Here is a 25977-nt window from a genome sequence, read left to right on the forward strand (position 1 = left end):
TTAAAAAAATATTTGCTTACTAAAAAAAAAGAGATATATCTTTGTTCCCAGCATTTTTGTATTCGAGTTTTAACCCTGATCTATTGAAAGCCTACGACCATAACGTAATATTTCTGTCTTTTAGAGGGGACGTTTTACATCTGTTTTTTGGAGCCTACTTTATTGTGTCATAAGATACCAAACTTAGGAATCATTCCTTATGCATATACAGAGCAGAAGGCATTTCTTAAAGAATGCCGCTATTTTATCCCCTGTACTCACCTTTTTCCCGTCATACCTGACGGCAGGAAAAGGGTCGAAGTTTCGTATCGCCTTCATTGGTACTGGCATGTGGGGACAGCAGTACCTGAAGCAAGCACTCCAACACAAAGATCTGGATGTAAGAGCAATTTCCGAGACCGATCCGGCAGCAATCAACCGGAGCCTGGAATTATTCCGCGAGGCAGGTCATTCTCATCCAGACATTTACCGGGACAATTACCAGACATTACTCGCCCGCCAGGACATTGACGCCGTTGTTATTGCGGCCCCCTGGCACCAGCATTACAGTATTGCCAAAGCAGCGATGCTTGCAGGTAAACATGTAGCCTGTGGCGCCGTAATGGGTACTACGCTTGAAGAGCACCAGGACATTGTTCGTATCAGCGAGCAGACACGTTGCCAGTACTTTACGCTGGACGAGCACAGTTACCGTTCAGACCTGCTGGCCGTTACCAACATGGCACAGGAAGGCGTTTTCGGAGATCTGCAATCCATACATGCCGGCGCCAGCCCTCATGTACTGGCGGCTGAACAAGACAAAGAAGCCCTTTCCTACCCTGTTTATCCTGCCGCAGCAGTTGCCAGGCTACTGAACCTGAAAGAGAATACCTATGTATCCCTGCAGGTAGTACAGCAAAAGCAGCAGTACGTGATCAACAAACCATGTCCTAAAAAGGGTCATGCACGTTTGTTCTTCACTTCGGGAGATGTCAGCGCTATTTGCCTCAGCACCCAACAGGGACAAAAGGTATGGCTGCAGATGGACGCCGGAAAAACACAACCTGTTTCCACGGGGTTCCGTGTGGCCGGTAGCAATGGCTCCTGGGTAGATCTTTTCAACCGCATTTACCTGGAAGAAAATAACCCTGTTAACCAGATCTGGGAACCAGGCAAACCTTACATAAACCAATATGCACAGCAGGCTAAGCTGCCACGTTACAAACAGGTACAGGAAGGTAATGGTTACGCCATGGCCTTACAGGAATTTGTAGGTGTGCTGCAGGAGCGTAACGAGCTGTCTGTATATGCGGCTGCTACCAATAGCATTATAACGCCGATGGCTGCACTTTCTGCACAACGGAACGGAGCAACTGTGCAATTTCCAACGTTTAGAAACCCGATTATATAATTCAAACACTACCTTAAAACTCGATCTATGGACACACCTTTACTGGCAGCGATTATTCTTTTTGCCGGAAATTTTGCACCTAGAAGCTGGGCGTTTTGTTGGGGTCAGATTCTGAGTATTGCTCAGAACACCGCACTGTTTTCCCTCCTGGGTACCACATATGGTGGTAACGGACAGACCACCTTCTCTCTGCCTGACCTCAGAGGCCGTTTTCCACTTGGTACCGGACAAGGTCCCGGATTACCTAATATTAACCTGGGAGAGCTGGCAGGTACGCCTACCACTACCCTGCTGATCACCAACATGCCTGCGCATAACCACACAGGTACCATTGCATCTGCTTCAGTTGCGCAGGCTGCAACTGCTGCTGCTGCAACAACTAACACGCCGAGCAGCACTGTAGTACCAGCGGTATTGCCAACTTTTGGTGCTGGCCCTACTGCACAACAGGTCAAAGGTTATGCGGTGCCTGACAACACAACTTTCCTGGCGCCTACTACTAACGTGACTGGTACTGTGAACATAGGTATTGCAGGTGGCAGCCAGCCATTCAGCATCATGAACCCTTACCTTGGCATGAACTACATCATTGGCGTGGAAGGTATTTATCCTAGCCGTAACTAATCAACTTATATGCAATCAGCGCTTACCATTGGTTTCCTTACTCCTTATTCCGGTGTATATCCTGCCTATTCTGCTCACCTGGTAACAGGTTGGCTGCTGGGTATGGGATTAGACCCCGTGCGACAGAGAACAGTGCAGTTTACATCAGAGTATACCCATATGGGAGGCGCTGGTGCTTCTGTTGACGCTGCCCGCAAACTGCTTTTCTTCAACAATGTGGATATACTGTCTGGCCTGATCAGCTATAAAATAGCACCGGATATTATCCCGCTGGTAGAGAACACGAAACGACCGGCTTTCTTCTTTGATATGGGTGAATACATACCCCATTTCCCTTACCTCAGCCCCGATGTATTCTATGCTTCACACCAGTTGTGGCAATCCGAGTATGCATTGGGGAAGTGGGCGCATAGCCATTTCGGGGATGGCGGTCATATGATCATGCCCGTGTATGAAGCAGGTTACCACCTGCATAGTGCCTTCAAAGAAGGCGTTACGGCAGCCGGCAGTACGCAGATAAGTATGACGGTATTACCACACAATGAGAGTGATCCTAAAAGAATGGAGCTGGATGGGCTCTTTACAACGCTCGCCAAAGATCCCCCACCATATGTCCATGCCATCTTCGCTGGTAGCATGGGTACACGTTTCCTTGAAAAATGGATACAAAGCGGCTTTCATAAAAAAATCCCGCTGCTGATCAACGAAACAATGGCATATGATGACGTATTGGAAGATATTAAACATATAGACCTGGAAATTTATACATCCATGATGTGGATGCGCGAAGACCAGAGCAAAGCGAATCAGCAATTTGTAAAGAAGTTCGAAAGCATTGCGCAGCAACCTGCTAATATCTATGCATTAATGGGATATGAAGCAGGCCTGATGTGGCGGGAATTGTTGCCTTATGCTAAGAAAAAAGACTGGGATACAGTAAAGCAACAACTCCGCGCAGGTGTAATAGACGGGCCCAGAGGACAAAAAAACTTTTACCCCGCTTCAGGATTTGCCCTGCCTACAGCCAATATTCTCAAGATCAGCACAACTGGTAATAAAATAAACAAATTAATTCTTGATCAGGGAGCAGGAATGCGCTATGATGCGAAGGAATTTGAAGTGATTCACAACGAATCTATGACCGGTTGGCAAAACCCTTTTCTCTGCATTTAACAGTTTCATATGAATGACACATTTACCCGAGGTATCAGCAGGATCCTGTTGATACTTTTCTTCATGCTAGCTGGCCACGCAGGCTTTGCGCAGTATACGAAGACGTCACTGGAAACAGGACGTAGTCTGTATTCTGCCATGGCTAAAGACCAGAGTGGCAACCTGTTCGTCGTTCGCGCCAATGCGGCCGGCACCGCTTATGAATTGGTGAAATACACGAACGGAACAGGCTCTCCCACAATCCTCTACAGCAATTTGCAGCAGGATAATGGCGTTCCTCCCATCGGACTTGCCATTAACTCTTTAGGTGATGTCTTTGTGACAAGCCTGAATAGTACTGATGGATGGGAAATTATTAAACTGCCGGCTCCGGCCAATAACAGTCCTACTGTTATCCATTCGGGCAACTACTACTCCGTTTTGGCAATAGACCCATCAAACAATCTGTTGTCACTGGAATATGATGCTGGTACTAATCAGTATCAGGTGGTTAGATATCCTTTCGGTGCGGAACAGCTCAATGGTTTTGTCGTTTGGAATGGGCTCCCTTTGCCTTCCGGACTGTCAACTACTTTTCCCGCCGGTCTTGTGACCGACTCACATGGCAACATTTTCCTGACGGACTTCCACGAAAATTCCGGAGGCCGTCTTATTAAACTGACCGCTCCCGGATTTGGACAGACTGTCCTGGCCACAAACAGGGGCTTTACCGCACTGGCTGTAGATGGCTCAGACAATCTGTATGTAAATGAAGCTACGTCAACCGCTAATGTCGCACAGATAGTAAAATACACTGATCCTACCCAGACAGGACAAGTACTTTACAACCAACTTAGCTATGATGTCAATGCCCATCCATATGGATTGGTTGTCATGCCTAATGGAAATATTTTTGCAAATAGTAATGGTTCGGCACCGGAGGTCGTTAAACTATCTCCTCCGAACATCAACGTTTTAAGTGTTGTACGTGCTGCCGCGAATCCTACCAATGCAACATCTGTCACTTACACCGTCACCTTCAGCGGTTCTGCTGCTGGTGTAACTACCAGCGCATTTACCCTCGTTCCAACCGGCGTCTCCGGCGCCTCTATCACAAGTGTAACAGGAAGCGGTACTACTTATACCGTAACTGTCAACACCGGCACAGGCTCCGGCACCATCGGGCTGAACGTTAACGGTACAGGTATCTCGCCTGTAGTGGCCAACGCTCCTTATACCGGCGCCGTGTATACCGTCGACAAGACAGCACCTACCGGTTCAATAGTCATCAACAGTGGCGCTGCATACACCAACAATGTGAATGTAACATTGACCCTCACCGGCAATGATGCAAATCCGCCATTGCAGATGGCCTTCTCTCTTGATGGTGGTGCATACACTACAGATGAAGCATTTGCAACCAGCAAAGCACTGACACTACCGTCAACAGATGGTACACGAACAGTGTCCATGCGACTGAAAGACGCAGCAGGTAACACGGTTATTTATAGTGATGACATCATCCTGGACCGTGTAGCCCCTAATACGTCGTTCACCGCGGTTCCTGCAAATCCGACGGTTTCAACAACTGCCAACTTTACCTTCACCGCCAACGAAGCTAATTGCACCTTCCAGGCAATGCTGGATGGCGGACCATTTAATCTGGTTACAAGTCCGGTTACATATAGCGGTCTGTCAGACGGACCACACAATGTCCAGATAAGGGCGATCGATCCGGCTGGAAATATAGACCCTACCCCAGACTCATATATCTGGACTATCGATGCCACCGGCCCGCAGATCACCAGCGTAGGCGTTCCTGCAAACGGCTACTATAGGGCAGGTCAGACGCTCGACTTCAAAGTGAGATACAATGAAGCAGCATATGTAACCACCGCGGCAGGTACTCCATACATCAATATCATCATTGGTCTTGATGCTAAACAGGTACCTTATACCGGCGGTACCGGCACAAATGAATTAACATTCAGCTATACCGTACAGTCAGGTGAAATGGATATGGACGGCATCACCGTAAATCCACTGGTACAGAACAACAGCGGCTTTATCAAAGATGCACTGGGCAATGATGCATCTACTTCATTGCAAAACGTTGATCCTACCACCCAGGTAAGGGTTAATACCTCCATACCGTCAGTAACACTGTCGACTGTCACACCGATGCCGACCAATGCGCCGTTTACTGTTACAGCTACTTTCAGCGAAGCAGTGTCCGGTCTGACTGTCAGTGATTTCAACGTGGTGAATACGACTGTAAGTAATCTGAGCACTTCAGATAATATTACTTACACCGTATTGATGACACCTGCTTCTGACGGCACAAGGACTATCAGCCTGCCAGCTAATGCAGCTGTTAATATTGGCGGCAATCCAAACACAGCGTCCAATACCATCTCTTATACTTATGATGCTACCGCACCTGCAGTCACATCTGTAGCAGTACCAGCTAATAAGTATCACAGAGCAGGTGAAACACTCGACTTCACAGTTAATTTCAGTGAGAATATCATCCTGAACACCACAGGCGGTACACCATCCCTGGGCCTCACCATCGGCGCCACTCCGGTGTCTGCAACTTATACCGGTACCTCCGGCAGTAACGCGCTGACATTCAGCTACACCGTAGTAAACGGCGATATGGACATGGACGGTATCACTGTGAATGCACTGACATTAAATGGTGCTACTATCAGGGATGCGGCCACCAATAATGCCAACCTGACACTGAACAGCGTAGCGCCAACTACAGGCGTACTGGTAAATACAGCGCATCCTTCTGTAGCCATTACGTCAGCTGCAGCGGCTATTGTGAATGCGCCATTTACGGCTACCATCACTTTCAGCGAAGCAGTATCCAACTTTGTGATCGGAGACATCACTACCAGCAACGCAAGCCTCAGCAGCCTGTCCACTTCAGACAATATCACCTATACCGTACTGGTTACACCAGCTACCGACGGCACGGTGACATTGAACATCGCGGCAGATGTGGCTGAGAACGTTGCAGCTAACGGCAACAGCGCTTCCAACACACTGTCCCGCATCTATGATGTTGCGCCTCCTTCTGTAACAGCTGTAGATGTACCGGCGAACGGTTTCTATAAGGCTGGTAACACACTGGACTTCACCGTTCATTTCAGTGAGAACATCACATTGAACACCACCGGTGGCAATCCTTCACTGAGCCTGATCATCGGTTCTTCTACTGTAAATGCCACCTATACCGGCACCTCCGGCTCAGATGCGCTGAACTTCAGCTACACTGTAGTGAACGGTGATATGGATATGAACGGCATACAGGTAAGCGCGTTACTGTTAAATGGCAGCACAATTAAAGATGTAGCCAATAACAATGCAGTACTGACCTTAAATGGTGTGCCAGGCACCGCAGGTATATTTGTCAATACACAGCATCCATCAGTAACATTGACTACCACAGCACCTGCGCTGGTAAATGCACCGTTCACGGTGACTGCTACCTTCAGCGAGGCTGTAACTGGTTTCGATCCGGCTGATTTCACTGTAACAAATGCGACTGTCGGCAGCCCGACCACTATAAATAGCAGCACTTATACTGTAGTAGTTACGCCTACTGCCGACGGTCCTGTAAGCATCAGCTTACCAGCAGATGCAGTAGTAAATATCGGAGACAATGGCAACACTGCTTCGAACACTATCAACAAGACTTACGATGGTACCGTTCCAACAGTTACAGCGGTTGCTGTTCCGCCGAACGGATACTATAAAGCAGGTACAACGCTCGACTTTATCGTTCGTTTCAGCGAGAACATCACGCTGAGTAATGCTGGTGGCGCCCCTAGCCTGCGTCTCACCATCGGTTCTGCTATTGTCGATGCAAACTATATGGGTCTTAATGGTACTGATGGGCTGAACTTCAGTTACACGGTACAGACCGGCGATATGGACATGGACGGTATTGTAATAAATAGCCTCGTATTAAGCGGTGCTACTATTAAGGACGACGCTGCCAACGATGCAGACTTAACACTGAATAATGTTGGTAATACGGCGATGGTACGGGTGAATACTACCAACCCGACGGTCAACCTGTCTACCATCAGGACCAGTCCTACCAATATACCGTTCAGTGTCAGCGTTACCTTCAGTGAAGCCGTAACCGGCCTGGATCTGACTGATTTCATTGTAACAAATGGTACGATCAGCAACCTGGCTACTTCAGACAATACCTATTATACCCTGCAGTTCCAGCCTACATCCGACGGACCTGTAAGCATCAGCTTACCGGCAGATGCAGCGGTGAACATCGGCGATAATGGCAACAGGGCTTCCAATACACTGACCCTTGTTTATGATGCTACCGCTCCAACGGTTACATCTGTAGCAGTGCCTGCCAATAAATATTACGTTGCAGGTGAAGTACTCAATTTCACTGTCAATTTCAGTGAGAATATTGCCCTGAATACCACAGGCGGTACTCCTTCCCTGGGTCTCACCATTGGTGCTACCACGGTACAAGCTACTTATACAGGTACCTCAGGAAGCAATGCCCTGGTATTTGCCTATACTGTGGCTAACGGCGATCTGGATGCAGATGGTATCACTGTAAATGCACTGACCTTAAACGGTGCAACTATCAAAGATGCCGCCAACAACAACGCCAACCTGACACTGAACAACGTAGCGCCTACTACCGGCGTACTTGTAGATGGTACCATTCCGGTGGTTACATCAGTGACAGTTCCTGCTGATGACTACTATAACGCAGGTGCTATACTTAACTTCACGGTTCGTTTCAATGAAAACGTGATTGTCAATACTACCGGCGGTATGCCAACACTGGCACTCAACATCGGTGGTACGGTGGTAAATGCAGCCTACACCGGCGCCAACGGTACAGATGGACTGAACTTCAGTTACACTGTGCAGAACGGCGAGATGGATATGGACGGTATCCAGGTGACTGCGCTCAACCTGGCCGGAAGCACTATTAAAGATGTGGCTACCAACAACGCAGACTTAACACTGCAGAATGTTGGTAATACCAGCCTGGTAAGAGTGAACACCACTCACCCGACAGTAACAATAAGCACTACAGCCGCTCCGAACACTAATACATGGTTCGCCGTCGATATCACCTTCAGCGAAGACGTGACTGGCTTTACCGCTTCCGATGTTGCTATTACAAACGGCATCGCAGGTGCCTTTACTGTTCTCAGCAATGCTCATTACATTGTATCCGTTGTACCGGCTGCAGATGGTGCAGTGATCGTCAATATCCCGGCTGATGTGGCACAGAACATTGGACACAATGGCAACACGGCTTCCAATACGATCAACATCAACTACGATATCACGAAACCAGCTGTTGCTTCCGTAACAGTACCGGCGGATAAGTATTACAACGCAGGTCAGGTACTGAACTTCACCGTTAAATTCGATGAAGACGTCAACCTGAACATACCACCTGCTGCTGATCCTTACCTCACGCTGACTATCGGCGCCGCGACGGTGAATGCCACTTACACCGGTGCTTCCTCAGCAAGAGAACTGAACTTCAGCTATACTGTAGTAAATGGAGATCAGGATATGGACGGCATCACTGTTGGTACACTCGTGTTAAACGGCAGCACAATAAAAGATGCTGCTACCAACGATGCAGACCTGACACTGAATAACATCGGTAACACCACCCAGGTAAGAGTGAACACTACCAATCCTGGTGTAGTGCTGTCTTCTACTGCCAACGCACTGATCAATGCGCCGTTCACCGTAACAGCGACCTTCAGTGAAGCAGTAACAGTACTGACCGCAAGTGACTTCTCAGTTACTAACGGTACGGTTTCCGGTGTATCCTCTGCAGACAACATCACTTACACCTTAACAGTAACACCAACTGCAGACGGTGCTGTAAGCATACAGCTTCCGGCGAATGCAGTAGTGAACATCGGAGGCAATAGTAACACGCCATCGAACACGCTCACCTTTACTTATGACGCTACCGCGCCTGTAGTAAATGCAGTGTCTGTTCCTGCAGCCGCTTACTATAAAGCAGGTGATGTTCTGAACTTCACTGTATCCTTCAGTGAAAACATCAATCTCAACACCACCGGTGGTGCTCCTTATCTTAATGTTGTCCTTGGCTCAGGTACTGTGAGAGCTGATTACACTGTTGCTACCGCAAACAGCCTGTCATTCAGCTACACAGTACAACAAGGGGATATGGATCTGGATGGCATCACTGTAGGTACGCTCAACTTAAATGGCAGCACCATTAAAGATGACGCTACGAATAATGCGATCCTCACACTGAACAATGTTGGTAATACTTCCGGCGTGTTTGTTCACACAGGATCTCCATCCGTACAATTGTCTACCACTGCTGCAGCCCGCGTAAATGCGCCGTTCACAGTAACCGCTGTCTTCAACGAAGCAGTAACTGGTCTGGCAGCAGGCGACTTCACCGTGACTAACGGTACCGCCAGCAACCTGCAGACAGCAAACAACATCACGTACACATTAACAGTAACACCAGCCGCAGACGGTACTGTTACTATCCAGCTGCCAGCCGCGCAGGCACAGAACGTAGTGTCTAACGGCAATACAGCGTCCAACACGCTGACAGTTACTTACGATGCAACTGCACCGGTTATCAATGGCGGTCTGTCATTCGATGTCCTGGAAAGAAGCGCTGTAGGCACACAGGTTGGAAAGGTAACCGCTACCGACGCATCAGGCATCCTCCAGAACTGGATTATCACATCCGACGATTCCAACGGCGCCTTCTCAATAGATGCCAATGGTAACATCCAGGTGGCAGATCAGGCGAAACTGAACAGCAAGGTGAGCACCACCGTGACCCTGACTATCACTGTCAGCGACGGATTGAACACCAGCCTTGCCGTACCGGTAACTGTACAGGTGATCATGGTGAACCAGGCACCGACCCTCGACGCGATAGATAACGTAACTATCTGTCCGGACGGTCAGGAACACACCATCCAGCTGTCAGGCGCTTCTGCGGTAGAACCAGGCCAGACCTATGGCTTTACTATCATCACTGACAAGGCGGCCAGTTTCGATAAGCTGAGCGTGAGCGCAGCAGGTCTCGTCACTTACCAGCTGAAGACAAGCGCAACCGGTACATCTACCGTAACTGTTACCATCAAGGATAACGGTGGTACAGCAAACGGTGGTACTGATACACTGCGCCGCTCCTTCAATATCGAAGTGGCAACCCTGGGCGCTGTAACTATCAGCAGCGATAAAGGCAACAGCGTTTCCAAAGGAGATATTGTACACCTCATCGCAACGGGTGGTACACACTACCAGTGGGATAATGCTGATGGCATCATCAGTGGCCAGCAGAGTGCCGTACTGGAAGTAAGGCCAATGCAGAACACGACTTACCATGTTACCGCAAGCAACGACGCAGGCTGTACCAATACTGCCGACTTCACAGTTACAGTAGTGGCAGACTTCAAGGTAGATGCGGTAAATCTCCTGACGCCAAATGGTGATGGTAAGAACGATAAATGGGTGATCCGTAACCTGGATAGCTATCCTAACAATGAGGTGAAGATCTTCGACCGCGCAGGCCGTCTGGTATATACCCGCAGGAATTACAGCAATGACTGGGATGGTACTATGAATGGCAGCCCGCTGGCTGAAGGCACTTACTACTACATCTTAACGATCGAAGGTGGTGCTAAAACAGCGAAAGGTTATATCACAATCATCAGGGACAGAAATTAATCCGGTAACAACTATTTATTATGAGCTACAAACTAAATATACGTGCGTTCATTGTCAGCAGCCTTTTATTGGCTGCTGGCATTAACAACCAGGCCAGTGCCCAGTCGCTCAGTAATGCGAAGGCCTTACTGGAGCCATCCGGCACCCAGTACTTCCAGAACCAGTACCTGGCAAACCCTGCCATGGCGGGGTTTGAAAAAGGGCTGCACCTGAATGCCGCCTACCGCAATCAGTGGAATGGCATCGAGGGAGCTCCCATCACAAAGTTCTTCTCTGCCGACTATGCCGTAGGAAACAGGGTAGGTACAGGCGTACACATCTTCAACGATGTGGCGGGCCTCATCAACAGGACCCGTGTTGCCCTCACTTACGCCTATCACCTCCCGCTGACCAATCCTGATCAGCAGCTGCACTTCGGTCTGTCGCTGGCATGGAACGTACAACGCATCGATTATAAAAATCTGAACGGTGATCCCAACGACCCTTCTGTAGGTGCATTCAACCGCCGGGATAATTATTTCGAAGCAGAGTACGGTATGGCTTACACAGACAAGAACCTGAGCATACAGGCCTCCCTGCCCAATGTCAGAAGTCTCTTCACCGGAGACGATAAAGAGGCAGATGGCGGTGGCATCTTCTTTACGGCCGCCTCCTACAGGTTCGCCATCAATGAAGCGATCACTTCCATAGAGCCGAAGATCTGTTATCGTGGCGTACGTGGTTTCGACAATATTCTGGATGCAGGCGTCAATGTCTCTATCCTGGATGATGTGGCCAACGTAATGGCCATGTACCATACCACTAAAAGTGTAACAGCCGGTATTGGTGTGAACATCCTGAAAACGGTAGGCATACAGGCAATGTATACCACCCAGACGGGAGGCATCAAGACCTATGTTGACGGCACCTACGAAATAGGCGCTACCGTGCACCTTTTCAGATAGTAAGATTGAATAAAAAGTGAGCGCCTGTCCGGTCGTACCGGGCAGGCGTTTTTTTGTGACCATGATCATCCGGCCAGATTTATAAAAAAATCTTAATTTTAGGCCGGTGAATTTGAAAAACTATACCTTTTCTGAAATATTTTCGCCAATTTGTACGGATTATCAGGTAATTAGTATGCGAACACTGTAGGGGGGAACTCCCGGGGAATGCTATGAAACCTTTTCAACAAAGATTTACACTGTAAAATATGAGTAACAAACCGACTGACTTCACGTGGAGTACTGAGCCGAACCCACATCATGTTAGAGTAAGGCAGATCCTGAAACAACATCCTGAGGTAAAGGAACTTATAGGGAAAAACCCCTATACGATTTTTATGATCATCGGCCTGGTGGCGGCACAGGTTGGTCTCTCTTACTGGTTACGCGACGCCTCCTGGTGGCTGATCTTCCTGGTGGCCTACGGCGTTGGCGCTTTCATCAGCCATGCCTTGTGGGTAATGATCCATGAAACTGCCCACGGCCTTATTTTCAGAGGAAAAGCACCGAACTTGTTCGCCGGTATGATCGCAAACTGGCCTCATATATTCCCCAGTTCAGTTTCCTTCCAGCGTTATCACCTGAAGCACCATGCCCACCAGGGAGAGCACGAACTGGATGCCGACCTGCCGGATTTCTGGGAGGCTGCGCTGGTAAGCAACAACCCAATTAAAAAAATGCTGTGGTTCCTGTTCTTCCCCGTTTTCCAGATCTGCCGTACAGCCAGGCTGAACATTTCCCTGCTGGACCGCTGGATCGTGGTGAACTGGATCGTACAGATCGCTTTCGACGTGGCCATCGTCGCTTTCTTCGGACCTAAAGCCCTGCTTTATATGCTGATCAGTTTCTTCTTCTCTGTGGGCCTCCACCCGTTGGGCGCCCGCTGGATCCAGGAACACTACCTGACCCTGGACCCCATCCAGGAAACTTACAGCTATTATGGCCCGCTGAACACCGTAGCCTTCAACGTGGGATACCACAACGAACACCACGATTTTCCATCCATTCCATGGAATAAATTACCACAGATCAAAAGTAAGGCGCCTGCTTTCTACGACACTTTGCTGTCGCACGCGTCCTGGACCAAATTGTTCTTCAAGTTCATTTTTGATCCGAAATTGTCACTTTACTCCCGTGTATTAAGAAAGGAAAAAGTGAAAATTGCGAAGGAAGAGGCAGCAGCAGCTTAAAAATGATTGCCTTTATACAGGAAAAGGACGGCCTTAACAGGCCGTCCTTTTTTATTCGGGCGACTAAATATTTTTCATTCCCCGGATTATCAACCCGAACGTGCATACCGGTTCCCCGGGGTTATCATTCGAACGTACATACACATTTCCCGGGTTATCACCCGAACGTACATACACGTTCCCCGGGTTATCACCCGAACGTACACACACGTTCCCCGGGTTATCACCCGGGGCTACAAACACTAGGACTCCTGACGGAGTCCTATTATGTTTTGTTGATTGCGGATTGTATGGGATTTGATCACGGCGATGATTTGTGTTTATACCGGGGTGACAACCCCGGGAACCAGGCAACCAACAAAACATAATACAACCCCGTTAGGGGTTGCCGTGTTTGTAGCCCGGGGTGACAACCCCGGGAAACCCGGTATGCAACAAAACGTAATACAACCCCGTTAGGGGTTGCCGTGTTTGTAGCCCGGGGTGACAACCCCGGGAACCCGGCAACCAACAAAACATAATACAACCCCGTCAGGGGTTGCCGTGTTTGTAGCCCGGGGTGACAACCCCGGGAAACCCGGTATGCAACAAAACGTAATACAACCCCGTTAGGGGTTGCCGTGTTTGTAGCCCGGGGTGACAACCCCGGGAAACCAGGCAACCAACAAAACATAATACAACCCCGTTAGAGGTTGCCATGTTTGTAGCCCGGGGTGACAACCCCGGGAACCAGGCAATCAACAAAACATAATACAACCCCGGAAACCCGATTACAACGGCCGTATCACAAACGTATGCCGCCCGTTACTCACCCCCTCCTTACGCTGCAACAACAAGCGCGTGATCTGCCGGTGAGACCAGTTATCTGCCAGTCGTTTTTCATCGGGCGCGTCGCAATCTATTTGTGCCTTTTTCACATTCCAGGTATCCGCATCATATTCCAGCAACACAGGCCGTTCTCCGGGTATATTGAACCGGATAGCGCCTCGTTGTAACTCTACGGGGCAAACCGTCATGAAGGTCTGTGTCAGCGTTGCAGCAGGTGCATTCAGCACAAAATCATCCGTAATACTTACCCTGTTCTGCTGCCGGTCCATTTTCACGTCCCGTTTCCACTGGCTGACACCAGCCTCGGGGGCATAGGCGCCGGCAATATCCATATGCAGGGTAACATTATTACCGTCTTTCAGGTATTGCACTTCCCTGGCGCCGAATTTCCTGCCGGCGCTTTGCTGCACGCCGTTGATGGTAGGGAGGTTATGATAAGCGGAGCTATTATACCAGAGCTGGTACCGCTCTTTAGAGAAGGTTTTTGCCGTGTAGGTGCCCAGCCCTACATCGATAATGACCGGCTGCCCTGCCGCATAAACGATAAAGTCGCCTACGTCGTTATGATTATGGCTCTCGCCATTATGCCCGCCATGAGCAGCTACAAATAATCCTTTATCTGTCCTGGCCGCCATCAGCTGGATGCTTTCCAGCCAGACATCCGGAATAGCAGGCGCCTGCCCTTTGCTCATACTGCAATCTATCCAGGACTGCATATTGAAAAGCATCCTGGGTTTGGCAAAATCGCCGGAAATAGGCGTACGTACGGGGTATTGATGAAAAGCCCAGGCGCCGAAGCTTGTCAGCACAGTATCCCGCAGGGCTTTTCCCATACGGTACAACAGGAGGCCGTCGGTACTGATCACGGGCGAGGCATCTGCAACGTTGATATAATAACTGCCGGCGATATACATTTTGTAGATGTAAGCTGCCATGTTCGTTATAATCGGCGCATTGTAGATGTTCAGTTTACCGCCCGTGGCGCTTTCGAGGATGGTTAAGGCATCGAACACCCTGCCGGTGGCGCCCGACCAGTAAACAGGGCCTTCATCTATAGCGCCATCATCTCCGATGAAATTAATATAGTGATCCAGCAGGTGCATGGCATGCTGCAATTCATTGATCCGCCGCTCAGGATCTTTTTCAAGTAAAAGCAGGCTTACCATCCAGTTGCTGATCACCCATGGATTCCAGTTGTTAATGGGATATTCCTTCGTACCCTTCTTCAGATAAAAATATCTGTCGCTGTCCTTCTCCAGCGACACCAGCATTCTCCTGTTCACCTCATAGTAAATACGTTTACGCAACAATACGGAATAAGCGTCCAGTTGCTTACCCAGCAGGTAATCGGTCAGCGCAAGTACAGCAGCGGTTTCACTTACAAAAAGGTCCACAGCAGGGTCTTCGACATCGGCCAGGTTAATGCCTGCTTTCTGCAGGTAAAGATGTCCTGGTGTGCCCCAGTAGCTTTCCTCGCATAAAGACCAGATGCCATTTATGATGGCATTAAGAAAACGTCCTTTCTGTTCTATAGATTCAGCTACCGCCATTGTAAATAGCTGGTCCCGCTTTCTGAAAGAAATTTCCTCGTAATGTGAGCGATCGCCATTCTGCTGGTATTCCATCATCATGGTGGCGGGAATGGCCACAAAGGGGATCTTCTGGTATACTTCTGCCTGCCTGATAATACTCTGACGGACGGAATCAGGCAACACCTTCTGCCATTCTGCAGCGCTTGTGGGGAAAGGATGCCACTGGGCCTTGGGTAACAGGGCATCAGCAATCTCCTGACGGGAGAATTTGCTTAACAGGTTGCGGGGCGTCTGTGCTGTTGTCTGAACAGATATCATATGCAATGACATCAGCAGTAACAGGGATGAAATGAAATTTGTCATTACTAATGATTCACTTATCAACAGGTCATCCTTCCTTACCGACAGGAATCGCCTGTTGACCGATTCGAAAAAAAGTGGAGCCTTCCACGCTGATACCTTTGTATCACATTCTCAAAAACACTAAACAAATGAGTCATGAAAAAGATCTTTTTTGCAGCGGGCGTATTGCTGATGTCAGTTAACATCGCATTTGCACATACTCAGGACGAAGGTAAAAAAACAAAAGCGGAGAGAAAGGAAATACGCAGGGAAAACAAAGATGAGGTGAGCATTTTTACGAGGAACCAGTTCTATCAGGATTTCCCCGAAGCAACCAATATACGCTTCGAGAAGACAAACTATTTCGACGAAGTGGCTTTTACCCTGGGTCAAAAAGACATGAGGGCTTACTATGATGTTCGCAGTAACCTCGTAGGCACAACGGAAACAAAGGCATTAGCTGATCTCCCTGAAAACGCACAGCGTACCATTCAGAAAAAATACGGCGACTTCAATGTAGAAAGAGTATTCCTGTACGATGACAACGAAGCCAATGAAACGGATATGACATTGTTTGATATGGCATTTGATGACGCCGATAACTATTTCGTAGAACTAAGAAAGAACAGTGAAGTAATGATTGTTAAGGTTGATATGGCTGGGAATGTTTCATTCTTCAAGTCCATTCAGTGATGAATGAAAAAGGCGTTCAACCGAATGAACGCCTTTTTTTATTTATCTGGTTATTAGTACAAGCCGGCCATGTTCTTTTTCAGCAAGGCTTTCCATAAAAATTTCAGAGACTTCCCCTATGAAATAAACGGGGTCTTTCTTTGCAAATTCTTTCGAAGGATCATCAGGATATACCAGTTGTTCCTTGAACGGAAAGTTATTACCTATAATATCTTCTGTTGGTCGCTTTCCTCTCAGCAACAAGGGCAGCCCATGTTCCAGCATGGCCATTGCAGACCCGCTTTTTCCGAACAAGGTATAGTCGGCACGTGAGATGCCAATATCTGCCCTGAGCAAATGATTGGAAATAGATTCTTCCGGAAGGAAACCGCGGTCTATTACATTTTCTTCACCAAAAGCATGACGGGAAATGTCCAAGGCTTTTTCTTTGTAATGTCCGCCATTGCCGATGATCTCCAGGCATACGGTTTTACCTGTCTTCTCTCCTATGGCGCTCAGAAAATCAACTTGCCGTTTATAGTCGTCCAGCGCCCCCGTAAAACAGCCGAAATGAATGGCTGTAAGGCTGTCGGGGCTCTTTGTTTCTTCCTGTGGCATGCCTGCTACCGGAATATTACTGAACAGGGGAATAAGATTCACCTCTTTCCAACCGAGGTTCTTTTTATAAATACCGATAGAAGTAGTTACAGATTCAGGATTGATGGCTGCCAGCATTTGCTTGATGATCACTTTTTGCATCAGCCCCAGCATCTTCAGTTTAAAACTGCTGTATCCGTGAAGCCCCACCCAGAGCTCATGGAACATGAAATGCCATTTGATATTGCTACCCAAACTTTTCAGATGCTTACCGAACGAAAAAGGCAATCCTCTTTTCTCGAAAGAGAAAGGTACATACTGAAGGCTCACCCATTCGGGGCCAAATTTCCTGATATAGTCGCCCGCGTGGGAAAAACGCTCCTTTTCATCCATTGATGCAGGTAAACGGAGAACAGGTACTTCGATACCATTGCTACTTTGAAGACCATCATATAGGGAAGCGCTGACCCTGTCATTCAGGGCGATGATTGCTACCTCGTGCGATTTCCGGATCAACTCACATGCCAGTCGTCTCGAATAATCGCCCACACCATCCCTACCAGGCTCCAGTGAACCACACAGAAAAATAAGTTTCACGGTATAATGTTCTTACTGGTTAATAAAATGGGAAACTCTCCAACTGTTATTTCGGGTAATGCTCATCCTGCTTTCTGAAGATAATGGGTTGAATTTACTGTAACATATTGGATAATAGAACGTTGGTTAACATTCGTAGGTCTGTTTCCGGGGTCTTAAACAAGTAAGGATGTCAAAATGGTGAAGGCAATGAGAAGAGAAGTACCTTCTTATGGATTGAAATGAATCACTATTTATTTAAAAAAATATATATCTTTTTTATCCACAGCGACCGCCTGCTGCAACATATTAGACGAGATGCATATATCATGATCTACTGAAATCAGTAAGCTTATCAAGGGTTTACCAGTTCATCATTACAGATCATTTCAATGTAACACTTGAAAACAGCGGTTCATGGAGCGGCATCTACAGTTATCATCATCTCCGGATAATCGCTGTATAAAGGTTAGCGTTACCATATACCGATGGCCGCTTTCCTATCATCTCAACATGCCCGAAACCATGTTTTTTAAACAGTTTTCCGAGGGAGGGATAACTCAGCGGATAAGGCACCCAGGTAGGCACCGGCCGGTCTGTATTGTATTCGACGATCAGTAGTCTGCCCTCAGGTTTCAGGTGTCTTTTCAGTTTCTCCAGGAAGGCAGCCTGGTCCCTGACATAATGCAAAGCATTCGCCATCACAATGCCATCCAGGGCCGCAAAGGGCCATTCGTTCTTCACGAAATCAAGTTCCATGGTCTTCACCTGTATCCCTGCCGGTGCAGGTATCTGCAGGCCGGCAGCTAGTTTTTGATCTACCGCATAGATCAGGCTTCCAGCTGCTAAATAATGTGCGAGTGCAGTGGTAAAAGTCCCCGAGCCACAACCCAGATCTGCCCAGTTGGAAGGACCGGGATGGGACAGTTCCTGATGTTTGATAAATTGAATCGCATCCTCCGTTCTCATAGCCTTGCAAGGTAGGCAATTTTTTAACTGCGGCTCCGGTTGTCCGTTTCCGGCCAGTATAACGTGCGCAGGTGAACATTCTGTCCCTGGCGGTCAATTGAAAATCGGCCACAGTAGCGGATGTCCCTGAATGGCAATCTTTTTGTACTTTATGCGCCCGACAACTAAGATCACCGCTATAATGCTCGCTTTATGCTGAAAAATTATCTCAAAATTGCCTGGCGCAATATGTTAAGGAAAAAAGCCTATTCCGCGATTAACATAACCGGTCTCGCAATAGGCATTACCTGCTGTATACTGATCACCCTATACGTACAGGATGAACTGTCGTACGACCGCTACAACAGCCATTTCGATAAAATTTACCGGGTACTGCATGCCTATCGTAACCCCAAAGACGTTGACAGGAACTCCGCTCCTGCCCCGGAAGATTACCAGGTATGGGGAAATGCTCCCGTAGCGCCTTCACTGGCGGCAGATTTTCCGGAGATAAAGAAGATAGTAAGATTTACCAGTCCTAATACCTTCCTGCTGGAACATGGCGAAAGGCGTTTTCAGCAAGAAGGGTTTGTGTTCACCGATTCAACCGTGTTTGATATCTTTAGCTGGAAGATGCTGGCCGGCAATCCTAAAGTCGCGCTCGTGGCGCCTAACAGCGTGGTATTAACGAAGAGTATCGCAGAGAAATACTTCGGTAACGAAAATCCGCTTGGACAAACACTACGCGTGGACAACCAGGAAACATTCACTGTTACAGGTGTAATGGAAGATGTTCCGGCTAATTCTCATCTGAGTTTTAATGGCCTTGTTTCCATGAGCACATTCAGAAAGTGGCGGCCGGAGATCTTCGATGAATGGGGGTATATCGATTTTTATACCTACTTCCTCATGCCGGAACATACGGATATTAAAACACTGGAAGCAAAGATCCCGGCGTTTGCAGCACGTCATTACCCCAAAAGTGACCGCAGTATTTATACCATCGCGTTTGAGCCCTTATCCGCAGCATACCTGCACTCCAAGGCGCAACGGCAACCGGGACCTACCGGCAGTCTCTCGAACGTATATATATTTTCAATCATCGCCATATTCGTACTGCTGATCGCCTGTATCAATTTCGTGAACCTGTCTACCGCCCGGTCTATGGAAAGAGCCAGGGAAGTAGGTGTAAGGAAGGCGGTGGGTGCGTATCAGCAGGGGTTGATATATCAATTCCTGACAGAGTCTATCCTTATTTCATTTTCAGCTGTATTGCTGGCCATTATATTCACCATATTAGCCTTACCCGCTATCCGGGAAATATCCGGCAAACCGCTCACCTATTCCCTGCTACTCTCCTGGAAGTTTACCCCGGCGCTGGTACTGTTGCCTTTTGTACTGGGCTTACTGGCAGGCAGTTATCCTGCCTGGGTACTGGCAAGGTTCAGGCCTGTAGAGGTGCTTAAAGGTCAGTTCCGTTCTTCGAATAAGGGCATTGCATTGCGGAAGGCACTGGTAATTGTACAATTCAGTTTATCCATAGCGCTCATCGCCGGGACCATGATCGTCTATTCACAGCTCAAACATCTTCGCTCACATTCCCTTGGCTTCCGCCAGGACCAGATGCTGGTGATCGACTATGGTGGTGATCAGAAGGTGAACGAGTCTTTTGAGACTATTAAAGCCGTGTTGGCAAAAAATCCCGCGGTACAATCTATTACTGCATCCAGGGCCGTGCCCGGCGATTTCTACCCGAACGGCACGACATTCATAGAATCGCAGAGTGGGGAAATGAAAAACGAAACGCCTGGTATGTATGAAATAGACTTTGACTTCATTCCCGCCTACGAAATGAAAATGGCCGCCGGCAGGGCCTATTCCCGCGAATTCCCTACAGACGCCCAGGAGGCCCTCATCATCAACGAAGCGGCTGCCAGACAGTTTGGCTATGCAAACCCTGCAGATATAGTGGGTAAACGCTTTGAACAGTGGGGACGTAAAGGCGCCGTGATTGGCGTTGTCAAGGATTTCAACTATCAGTCACTGCATAAAAAGGTGGAACCACTGGCCATGAGGATGGCGCCGCAGTCCTCACTGAGCAAATTATCGCTCCGTATAAAAACAGATCATTTATCGCAGACCTTAAAAGAACTGGAACAGACATGGGCTACGCTTGCACCACACCGCCCCTTCCTGTATAGCTTCCTGGACCAGTCATTCAATAAGCAGTATCAACAAGACGCGCGCTTTGGAGAATTATTCGCAGCCTTCGCTGGCCTGACCATCTTCATTGCATGCCTCGGCCTCTTCGGGCTGGCCACCTATGCTACTGAACAACGTGTGAAGGAAATCGGCGTACGAAAAGTACTGGGCGCGTCGGTGACCAACATTGTACGCTTACTTTCTTCGGATTTCATCAAGCTTGTACTGGTAGCAATACTGATCGCTACGCCGGTAATATGGTGGGCGATGCAGGAATGGCTGGAGGGATATGCATACCGGATCAGCATTCAGTGGTGGATGATAGCGATGGCGGGAATATTGGCAGTAGTAACGGCATTACTCACGGTTAGCCTGCTGGCTGTAAAAGCAGCGCTTATGAATCCTGTAAAGGCACTAAGAACGGAATAATAAACATGCTGGCGGCCTCTATAGGTCGCCAGCATATATCGTTATAACGCGTTACCCTGTACCAGCAACATCTTTCTTACCGCCGCATCTTTCAGATGCAGGAACTGCTCTCTTTCCTTATCCAGCTTAAATGCATCAAAATCTTCCTTAGCAGGAAAACTCACCAGGTGTACTTCGTAGGGCATTTCCAGTTCCCCGGCAATCAATTGTCCTGCAGACGGACGGAGGCGTAATAATAATTTCCCTTTATATTTCTCTATAAGTGGTATGGCAACATCTTCAAACTGGTGAAAGGTATGCTCCTGTCCTTCATGGATGTAGATCAGCTGGGTGATATATATCATAAGAATAGCGTTAAAACGGCAACAATTTAGTCTTTTCGAAATAAGGGACTAGTAGTATTTTTATACAAATAACGAAAACCATGGTAGCATTCTTAGGTACAGGACTATTGGGAGCCAACTTTGTGAAAGCACTCCTCAAAAAGGGAACACAGGTACAGGTATGGAACCGCACCGCATCGAAGGCATCTGCATTGGAAGCTGATGGTGCAAAAGCATTTGCGGATGTTGCAGATGCAGTAAAGGGAGCAGATATTATACATCTTACCTTAAAAGATGATGCCGCTGTGAATGAAGTACTGGCATCCGCCCGCAAAGGCTTAAAACCAGGCGCCATCATTATCGATCATACTACCACATCTACCGCAGGCGCCATACAAAGGACCCGTGAGTGGAAAGAACAGGGGTTCACCTATTTACATGCCCCTGTTTTTATGGGACCTATAAATGCACTTGAAAGCACGGGTTATATGCTCGTTTCCGGCGATCAGGCTGTTATCGGTCAACTGGAGCCTATGCTGTCAAAAATGACCGGCAAGGTGCTTAATTTCGGCGCAGAAGAAGGTAAAGCTGCAGGTATGAAACTGATAGGGAATCTCTTCCTCGTTACTTTCACAGCAGGCATTGCGGATACACTCTCGCTGGCGAAAGCAATGCATATACCATTGGAAGACCTCAACACATTATTTGATTCCTGGAATCCCGGCGCCATGCTGGCAGCGCGCTTACAGCGGGTAGCGGGAGGAAAATATGATCAGCCATCCTGGGAATTAAATATGGCAAGAAAAGATACACAGCTATTCATAGAGGAAGCTGCACAAGGAGGGACTACCCTGGCCGTCATTCCGGCTATAGCGGCAGAAATGGATAAATGGATAGCGAAGGGACATGGCGGTGACGACTGGACAGTGATCGGGAAAGATGCTGCTACCAGATGATATTACAGTCAAACGGGATTGCATGCAATCCCGTTTGACCGTACAACTATTTTTTAGGGGCGGGAAAGTGCCGGACCTTTTCGTCAAACACCACGATCTTTCCATTTACAATTTTAGCATCATTGACAACAGCCATAGAATCCGTTTTCCCTTTTTTATCCGTCCAGGTTTGTTTATACCATACGGTTACCCATTCGTCTTTCTTATCTTCAGATATCACCGATTCCCAGTCATCCATCTTCAGATTTACAGTGGCGTAATCTTCCCATGAATGTTCCAGCATAGCGGTAAGACTATCATGCTGTATGACTTTATGGAAGTAATCGACAGACAGATCCACGCTGTCACCGAAATAAGAAGCACATTCAGCTGCATTCTTTGTTTCCCATGCTTTCAGCATGTTTAATACAACCTGGGTATTCTTCTTATCACCGGGTTGCCAGTTCTTGTAAGGCTTGTCAAGCGTGTACGGATACTTTACTTCTTCTGATGATGATTCCATCATCGATTTAGAGCTATCGGCACTCATGCTTTCAGCTTTTTTTTCAGGGGTGTTACAGGCAGTAACGAGTAAAATGAGACATGAAAAAGAAAGGAATGCTTTCATTGTGGTGGAGTTTAAAGGATGACAGATTATTTGGAGTTACTGAATATTTCCCGGCGCAATCACATGTGTAGTAGTACGTTATATAGATTAAGTGAATCTAGTGAAAATAGTTGAGAAATGAAAAAAATATCGGAGGCAGGGTTACCGCGAATATCCCTGATATGGCAAAGTTAATGAACAACGAAAATCACGAGACAACATATTTTAGCTGAATACTATATTTAATTATATTTGGCGCGCCTGGCTTTAAGGCAATCAATACAAATAACCCAAATGACAAGACAAGAAGTAGAGCTAATCATCTTTAAAGTTAGCGCAGACGGACAGGACGCCATCAATATGAAAATCTATAAAAATGGAACAACTTGTAGATATGGTGCCGGCGGACTACCACAACTTGGAATCTCAGCTATGAGTATCTTCAATGATGCCCGTTTTTTTGATCCTTTAATAGCAAAAGTACCTGACGAAATTCTTGAAAGACCTGTGATGTATGAAGAAGAGACACCAAACGGCTATATAGAATATATAATTGCTTTTTATGGCGTGTCAAAAAATGGCAATACAGGAGAAGGGGCGGATTGGAGCAAATCGACAGGTGTCAGAATAAAGCTTGCGCATCAATCTACATTCAATCACCCTATCATTGGGTTCCTGGATGGTTTCACACTTGATGCTGCAGAGCTGACTAATGAGTGGTACTTTGACGTGATGTTGAATGCACAGTATAAAATGTTAAGTTCAATGCTGCCTAAAGAGACCTTTATTGCACAGCCTAAGACGGAAGCGGAAATTTACACTCATTTTGAAAATTACATAAATCAGATGATGACAAGTTCCAGAAAGTGGAGTATGATCGACTTTGATGAGAACAAAACATATGAGCGGGATGGTCAAACGTTTGTAGGGGTAATTCAGCATGACGAGAAAAGCTTTTCAGTTAATTTTATTCCCGAATAAAATCATCCTGGCTGGCGGGTTAATAAGGCCGGAGGCCTGCGGTTGAACCCCAATATGAGACTCAAGTTGAAGTTACAGGGGCACATTTGGCGGAGTTTATTTCTGAGGGATCTCTTAATAAAATACCAGTTGTAGAATTTCTCAGGGCACCAAAAAGGCGATTCTTTCGAATCGCCTTTTTGACTCAGCAGCGTTTATTTGTCTTCGTAAAGAACAGTTTCCTTTTTAAAGGCCTCCAGCATCAAATGCAGTTCATGCATCAAGCCTTCTTCAGAAGGACAAACAGGCGTTAATGATTCCAGCGTCCAGAAACTTATTTCGCCCTTTTCATTATAGAATACTTCATGAATACCGTAATCATACTCACCAGATTCGTTCATTCTCTTCATTACTCTGTAATTCCAGGACATTTATTGCTTATTTTTTCGGTTTTTACTGAAGGATAACTTATTTCATCAAGGCATAGAAAACAAAAAAGGTAACCGTTTCCAGTTACCTTTTTCCCTTTTGGGTGATCGAAGGGTTTCGAACCCTCGACCCTCAGAACCACAATCTGATGCTCTAACCAACTGAGCTAGACACAAGAAGCTGATTCTTAATTATTTAAAAAGTAAATTATTTCAAAGAATCCTCAAAATTAAGAAATGTAACCCAAAATGTGACCCAAAATGATTTTTACTTATGGCTGAGAGTGCTACTCTCCTTTCCTGTATTTATTGACACAGTCAACAATTCCTCTTAGTACAAGCTCCCCATTTTTTAAAATGCTCTCCTTTTCAGCATTGCTGAGTGCCTGTACCATAAATCTGTCTGTTGCCCTCATTTTTCTGAAAAATGCAGCTTCAGAGTAGCCACAGTCTAAACAGACCAATTTTCTGAATAGAATGGGTGCATTATTGAAAACATCAAATAAATCCTTTAGTATTTGTCTTTCCTCCATGTCTGGCAGCATTAATTGTTTTACTCTGTCTTTAAATCTTTCACTTTGCTCCTCATCCTCCTGGTCACTGATATATTCAGGAAAATTTCTAGGGCAACCTAAATAGGTGATAAAGTGATATACAAAAATGGTGTTATAAGATGCAAGTAGTGCCTGTTTGATTTTTCCTTCACTTGAGTACCCTAATATTGAATAGATAATATTATACTCTTCTTCTCCATACTTTCTAAGCACATAACTTTTACAACTCAATGCCTCAGTAAAGATGTCTCTTTCTGGCCTCAGAAAGAATACCTGAATTATTGGAAATACATAACTTGCCTCATCCTCAAACTTCACCTGCACATAGTTCTTATCAATAACCATAGCTACTATCCCAACCTGCCCCATTCTTGGGTGGTACATATACTGGCTGCTATCATCATTTGTATGTGAGTAATGGGTATTTAGTTTAATAATAACCATCTGTCCATACAGGATTTCCAGTTGTACCTTTGAATAGCTGAGATCATACTCTTTATAGGGCTGTATTGAGGTAGTCTTCATAAGGACATTGTATTTTAATGTCTGTTATATCCTGGGAGATATGTTCTTTGAACAACTCAATCATAACATCCCCTAACCAATGAATGCCTTCTACAAGTCCCAGTAGAACTGTATAAAAATGCATCATGTCTTCTCTGGCTTGTAGTGATACCTCATCCATATATCTACTGCTCATGGCTGCATATAGCATATCCAGCAATTGTTTGCTTGATTTTTCAAGATCATCATTGTCTATAAATGTTGAAATCTTGTCCAGGTTCCTTTTTATAATCTCCTGTTTGTTGATCATAGTACTCTTTTGATTGTTAATAAGCAGCTTTACATTTTGGGGACTGAAAAGAAAGCTGGAAATAAAACAGTGTTTATATGTAGACATTTACCCTCCTTACCCTGGGTAGGGCTGGTAAGCTGATTTTATTAAATGC

At 46.8% G+C, this 25977-nt stretch carries 18 protein-coding genes and 1 tRNA gene; 10 read left to right on the forward strand and 9 right to left on the reverse strand.

Going from position 1 to position 25977, the window contains the following annotated elements; all coding sequences use genetic code 11:
• Positions 1-199: 199 nt before the first annotated feature.
• The 6 genes from MYF79_RS25310 to MYF79_RS25335 all read left to right on the forward strand — a co-directional run bounded on the left by MYF79_RS25310 (position 200) and on the right by MYF79_RS25335 (position 13094).
• On the forward strand, positions 200-1390 hold the full coding sequence (locus MYF79_RS25310; protein WP_247810666.1) for a Gfo/Idh/MocA family protein: 1191 nt from the start codon (positions 200-202) through the stop codon (positions 1388-1390).
• A gap of 27 nt (positions 1391-1417) precedes the next feature.
• Positions 1418-2014: a phage tail protein gene (locus MYF79_RS25315; RefSeq protein ID WP_247810667.1), complete on the forward strand. Its 597-nt coding sequence runs from the start codon at positions 1418-1420 to the stop codon at positions 2012-2014.
• Positions 2015-2023: 9 nt separating this feature from the next.
• A complete protein-coding gene (locus MYF79_RS25320; RefSeq protein ID WP_247810669.1) occupies positions 2024-3187 on the forward strand; it encodes an ABC transporter substrate-binding protein in 1164 nt (387 codons plus the stop codon).
• 9 nt (positions 3188-3196) lie between these two features.
• Complete coding sequence (locus MYF79_RS25325) at positions 3197-10921, forward strand: Ig-like domain-containing protein (RefSeq protein ID WP_247810671.1); 7725 nt, start codon at positions 3197-3199, stop codon at positions 10919-10921.
• 20 nt (positions 10922-10941) lie between these two features.
• Positions 10942-11865 (forward strand): PorP/SprF family type IX secretion system membrane protein, encoded by a 924-nt coding sequence (locus MYF79_RS25330; protein ID WP_199655832.1) that lies wholly within the window; start codon positions 10942-10944, stop codon positions 11863-11865.
• 248 nt (positions 11866-12113) lie between these two features.
• A complete protein-coding gene (locus MYF79_RS25335) occupies positions 12114-13094 on the forward strand; it encodes a fatty acid desaturase (protein ID WP_247810672.1) in 981 nt (326 codons plus the stop codon).
• Positions 13095-13864: 770 nt separating this feature from the next.
• On the opposite strand, the gene MYF79_RS25340 is transcribed toward MYF79_RS25335, so the two are convergent.
• Positions 13865-15817, reverse strand: a complete 1953-nt coding sequence (locus tag MYF79_RS25340) for a heparinase II/III family protein (protein ID WP_247810674.1) — start codon at positions 15815-15817, stop codon at positions 13865-13867.
• 135 nt (positions 15818-15952) lie between these two features.
• Between MYF79_RS25340 and MYF79_RS25345 the strand changes: the two genes are divergently transcribed.
• Positions 15953-16489: a hypothetical protein gene (locus MYF79_RS25345; protein ID WP_247810676.1), complete on the forward strand. Its 537-nt coding sequence runs from the start codon at positions 15953-15955 to the stop codon at positions 16487-16489.
• 42 nt (positions 16490-16531) lie between these two features.
• On the opposite strand, the gene MYF79_RS25350 is transcribed toward MYF79_RS25345, so the two are convergent.
• Both MYF79_RS25350 and MYF79_RS25355 read right to left on the reverse strand, forming a co-directional pair.
• Positions 16532-17662 (reverse strand): glycosyltransferase, encoded by a 1131-nt coding sequence (locus tag MYF79_RS25350; RefSeq protein WP_247810678.1) that lies wholly within the window; start codon positions 17660-17662, stop codon positions 16532-16534.
• Between the two features lie 420 nt (positions 17663-18082).
• Complete coding sequence (locus MYF79_RS25355; protein ID WP_247810680.1) at positions 18083-18610, reverse strand: class I SAM-dependent methyltransferase; 528 nt, start codon at positions 18608-18610, stop codon at positions 18083-18085.
• Positions 18611-18838: 228 nt separating this feature from the next.
• Here MYF79_RS25355 and MYF79_RS25360 point away from each other — a divergent pair, with 228 nt between their 5' ends.
• A complete protein-coding gene (locus MYF79_RS25360) occupies positions 18839-21220 on the forward strand; it encodes an ABC transporter permease (RefSeq protein WP_247810681.1) in 2382 nt (793 codons plus the stop codon).
• Positions 21221-21261: 41 nt separating this feature from the next.
• On the opposite strand, the gene MYF79_RS25365 is transcribed toward MYF79_RS25360, so the two are convergent.
• Positions 21262-21564: a DUF1330 domain-containing protein gene (locus MYF79_RS25365; protein ID WP_247810683.1), complete on the reverse strand. Its 303-nt coding sequence runs from the start codon at positions 21562-21564 to the stop codon at positions 21262-21264.
• Positions 21565-21644: 80 nt separating this feature from the next.
• On the opposite strand from MYF79_RS25365, the gene MYF79_RS25370 reads away from it, so the two are divergent.
• Complete coding sequence (locus tag MYF79_RS25370) at positions 21645-22499, forward strand: NAD(P)-dependent oxidoreductase (protein WP_247810685.1); 855 nt, start codon at positions 21645-21647, stop codon at positions 22497-22499.
• Positions 22500-22545: 46 nt separating this feature from the next.
• Here MYF79_RS25370 and MYF79_RS25375 read toward each other — a convergent pair whose 3' ends face one another.
• Complete coding sequence (locus tag MYF79_RS25375; RefSeq protein ID WP_247810687.1) at positions 22546-23106, reverse strand: hypothetical protein; 561 nt, start codon at positions 23104-23106, stop codon at positions 22546-22548.
• Positions 23107-23379: 273 nt separating this feature from the next.
• On the opposite strand from MYF79_RS25375, the gene MYF79_RS25380 reads away from it, so the two are divergent.
• A complete protein-coding gene (locus MYF79_RS25380) occupies positions 23380-24066 on the forward strand; it encodes a hypothetical protein (protein WP_247810689.1) in 687 nt (228 codons plus the stop codon).
• 194 nt (positions 24067-24260) lie between these two features.
• Here MYF79_RS25380 and MYF79_RS25385 read toward each other — a convergent pair whose 3' ends face one another.
• From MYF79_RS25385 to MYF79_RS25400, 4 genes are all read right to left on the reverse strand, one after another.
• Positions 24261-24476 (reverse strand): hypothetical protein, encoded by a 216-nt coding sequence (locus tag MYF79_RS25385; RefSeq protein ID WP_247810690.1) that lies wholly within the window; start codon positions 24474-24476, stop codon positions 24261-24263.
• 98 nt (positions 24477-24574) lie between these two features.
• Positions 24575-24649, reverse strand: a tRNA-His gene (locus MYF79_RS25390).
• A gap of 111 nt (positions 24650-24760) precedes the next feature.
• On the reverse strand, positions 24761-25552 hold the full coding sequence (locus MYF79_RS25395) for a hypothetical protein (protein ID WP_247810691.1): 792 nt from the start codon (positions 25550-25552) through the stop codon (positions 24761-24763).
• Positions 25524-25841, reverse strand: a complete 318-nt coding sequence (locus MYF79_RS25400; RefSeq protein ID WP_247810692.1) for a hypothetical protein — start codon at positions 25839-25841, stop codon at positions 25524-25526. The genes MYF79_RS25395 and MYF79_RS25400 overlap by 29 nt, the downstream gene beginning before the upstream one ends.
• Positions 25842-25977 lie beyond the last annotated feature (136 nt).

Origin of the sequence: Chitinophaga filiformis, from assembly GCF_023100805.1 — a bacterium.
In the GTDB taxonomy this organism is placed as follows: Bacteria; Bacteroidota; Bacteroidia; order Chitinophagales; family Chitinophagaceae; genus Chitinophaga; species Chitinophaga filiformis_B.

What these genes read in the sequence shown, in the direction of transcription:
- MYF79_RS25380 (WP_247810689.1), top strand. Translation starts at nt 23,380, where the DNA reads ATGACAAGACAAGAAGTAGAGCTAATCATCTTTAAAGTTAGCGCAGAC.
- MYF79_RS25385 (WP_247810690.1), bottom strand. Translation starts at nt 24,476, where the DNA reads ATGTCCTGGAATTACAGAGTAATGAAGAGAATGAACGAATCTGGTGAG.
- MYF79_RS25320 (WP_247810669.1), top strand. Translation starts at nt 2,024, where the DNA reads ATGCAATCAGCGCTTACCATTGGTTTCCTTACTCCTTATTCCGGTGTA.
- MYF79_RS25360 (WP_247810681.1), top strand. Translation starts at nt 18,839, where the DNA reads ATGTTAAGGAAAAAAGCCTATTCCGCGATTAACATAACCGGTCTCGCA.
- MYF79_RS25375 (WP_247810687.1), bottom strand. Translation starts at nt 23,106, where the DNA reads ATGAAAGCATTCCTTTCTTTTTCATGTCTCATTTTACTCGTTACTGCC.
- MYF79_RS25400 (WP_247810692.1), bottom strand. Translation starts at nt 25,841, where the DNA reads ATGATCAACAAACAGGAGATTATAAAAAGGAACCTGGACAAGATTTCA.
- MYF79_RS25340 (WP_247810674.1), bottom strand. Translation starts at nt 15,817, where the DNA reads ATGACAAATTTCATTTCATCCCTGTTACTGCTGATGTCATTGCATATG.
- MYF79_RS25355 (WP_247810680.1), bottom strand. Translation starts at nt 18,610, where the DNA reads ATGAGAACGGAGGATGCGATTCAATTTATCAAACATCAGGAACTGTCC.
- MYF79_RS25315 (WP_247810667.1), top strand. Translation starts at nt 1,418, where the DNA reads ATGGACACACCTTTACTGGCAGCGATTATTCTTTTTGCCGGAAATTTT.
- MYF79_RS25325 (WP_247810671.1), top strand. Translation starts at nt 3,197, where the DNA reads ATGAATGACACATTTACCCGAGGTATCAGCAGGATCCTGTTGATACTT.
- MYF79_RS25330 (WP_199655832.1), top strand. Translation starts at nt 10,942, where the DNA reads ATGAGCTACAAACTAAATATACGTGCGTTCATTGTCAGCAGCCTTTTA.
- MYF79_RS25395 (WP_247810691.1), bottom strand. Translation starts at nt 25,552, where the DNA reads ATGAAGACTACCTCAATACAGCCCTATAAAGAGTATGATCTCAGCTAT.
- MYF79_RS25370 (WP_247810685.1), top strand. Translation starts at nt 21,645, where the DNA reads ATGGTAGCATTCTTAGGTACAGGACTATTGGGAGCCAACTTTGTGAAA.
- MYF79_RS25310 (WP_247810666.1), top strand. Translation starts at nt 200, where the DNA reads ATGCATATACAGAGCAGAAGGCATTTCTTAAAGAATGCCGCTATTTTA.
- MYF79_RS25345 (WP_247810676.1), top strand. Translation starts at nt 15,953, where the DNA reads ATGAAAAAGATCTTTTTTGCAGCGGGCGTATTGCTGATGTCAGTTAAC.
- MYF79_RS25335 (WP_247810672.1), top strand. Translation starts at nt 12,114, where the DNA reads ATGAGTAACAAACCGACTGACTTCACGTGGAGTACTGAGCCGAACCCA.
- MYF79_RS25365 (WP_247810683.1), bottom strand. Translation starts at nt 21,564, where the DNA reads ATGATATATATCACCCAGCTGATCTACATCCATGAAGGACAGGAGCAT.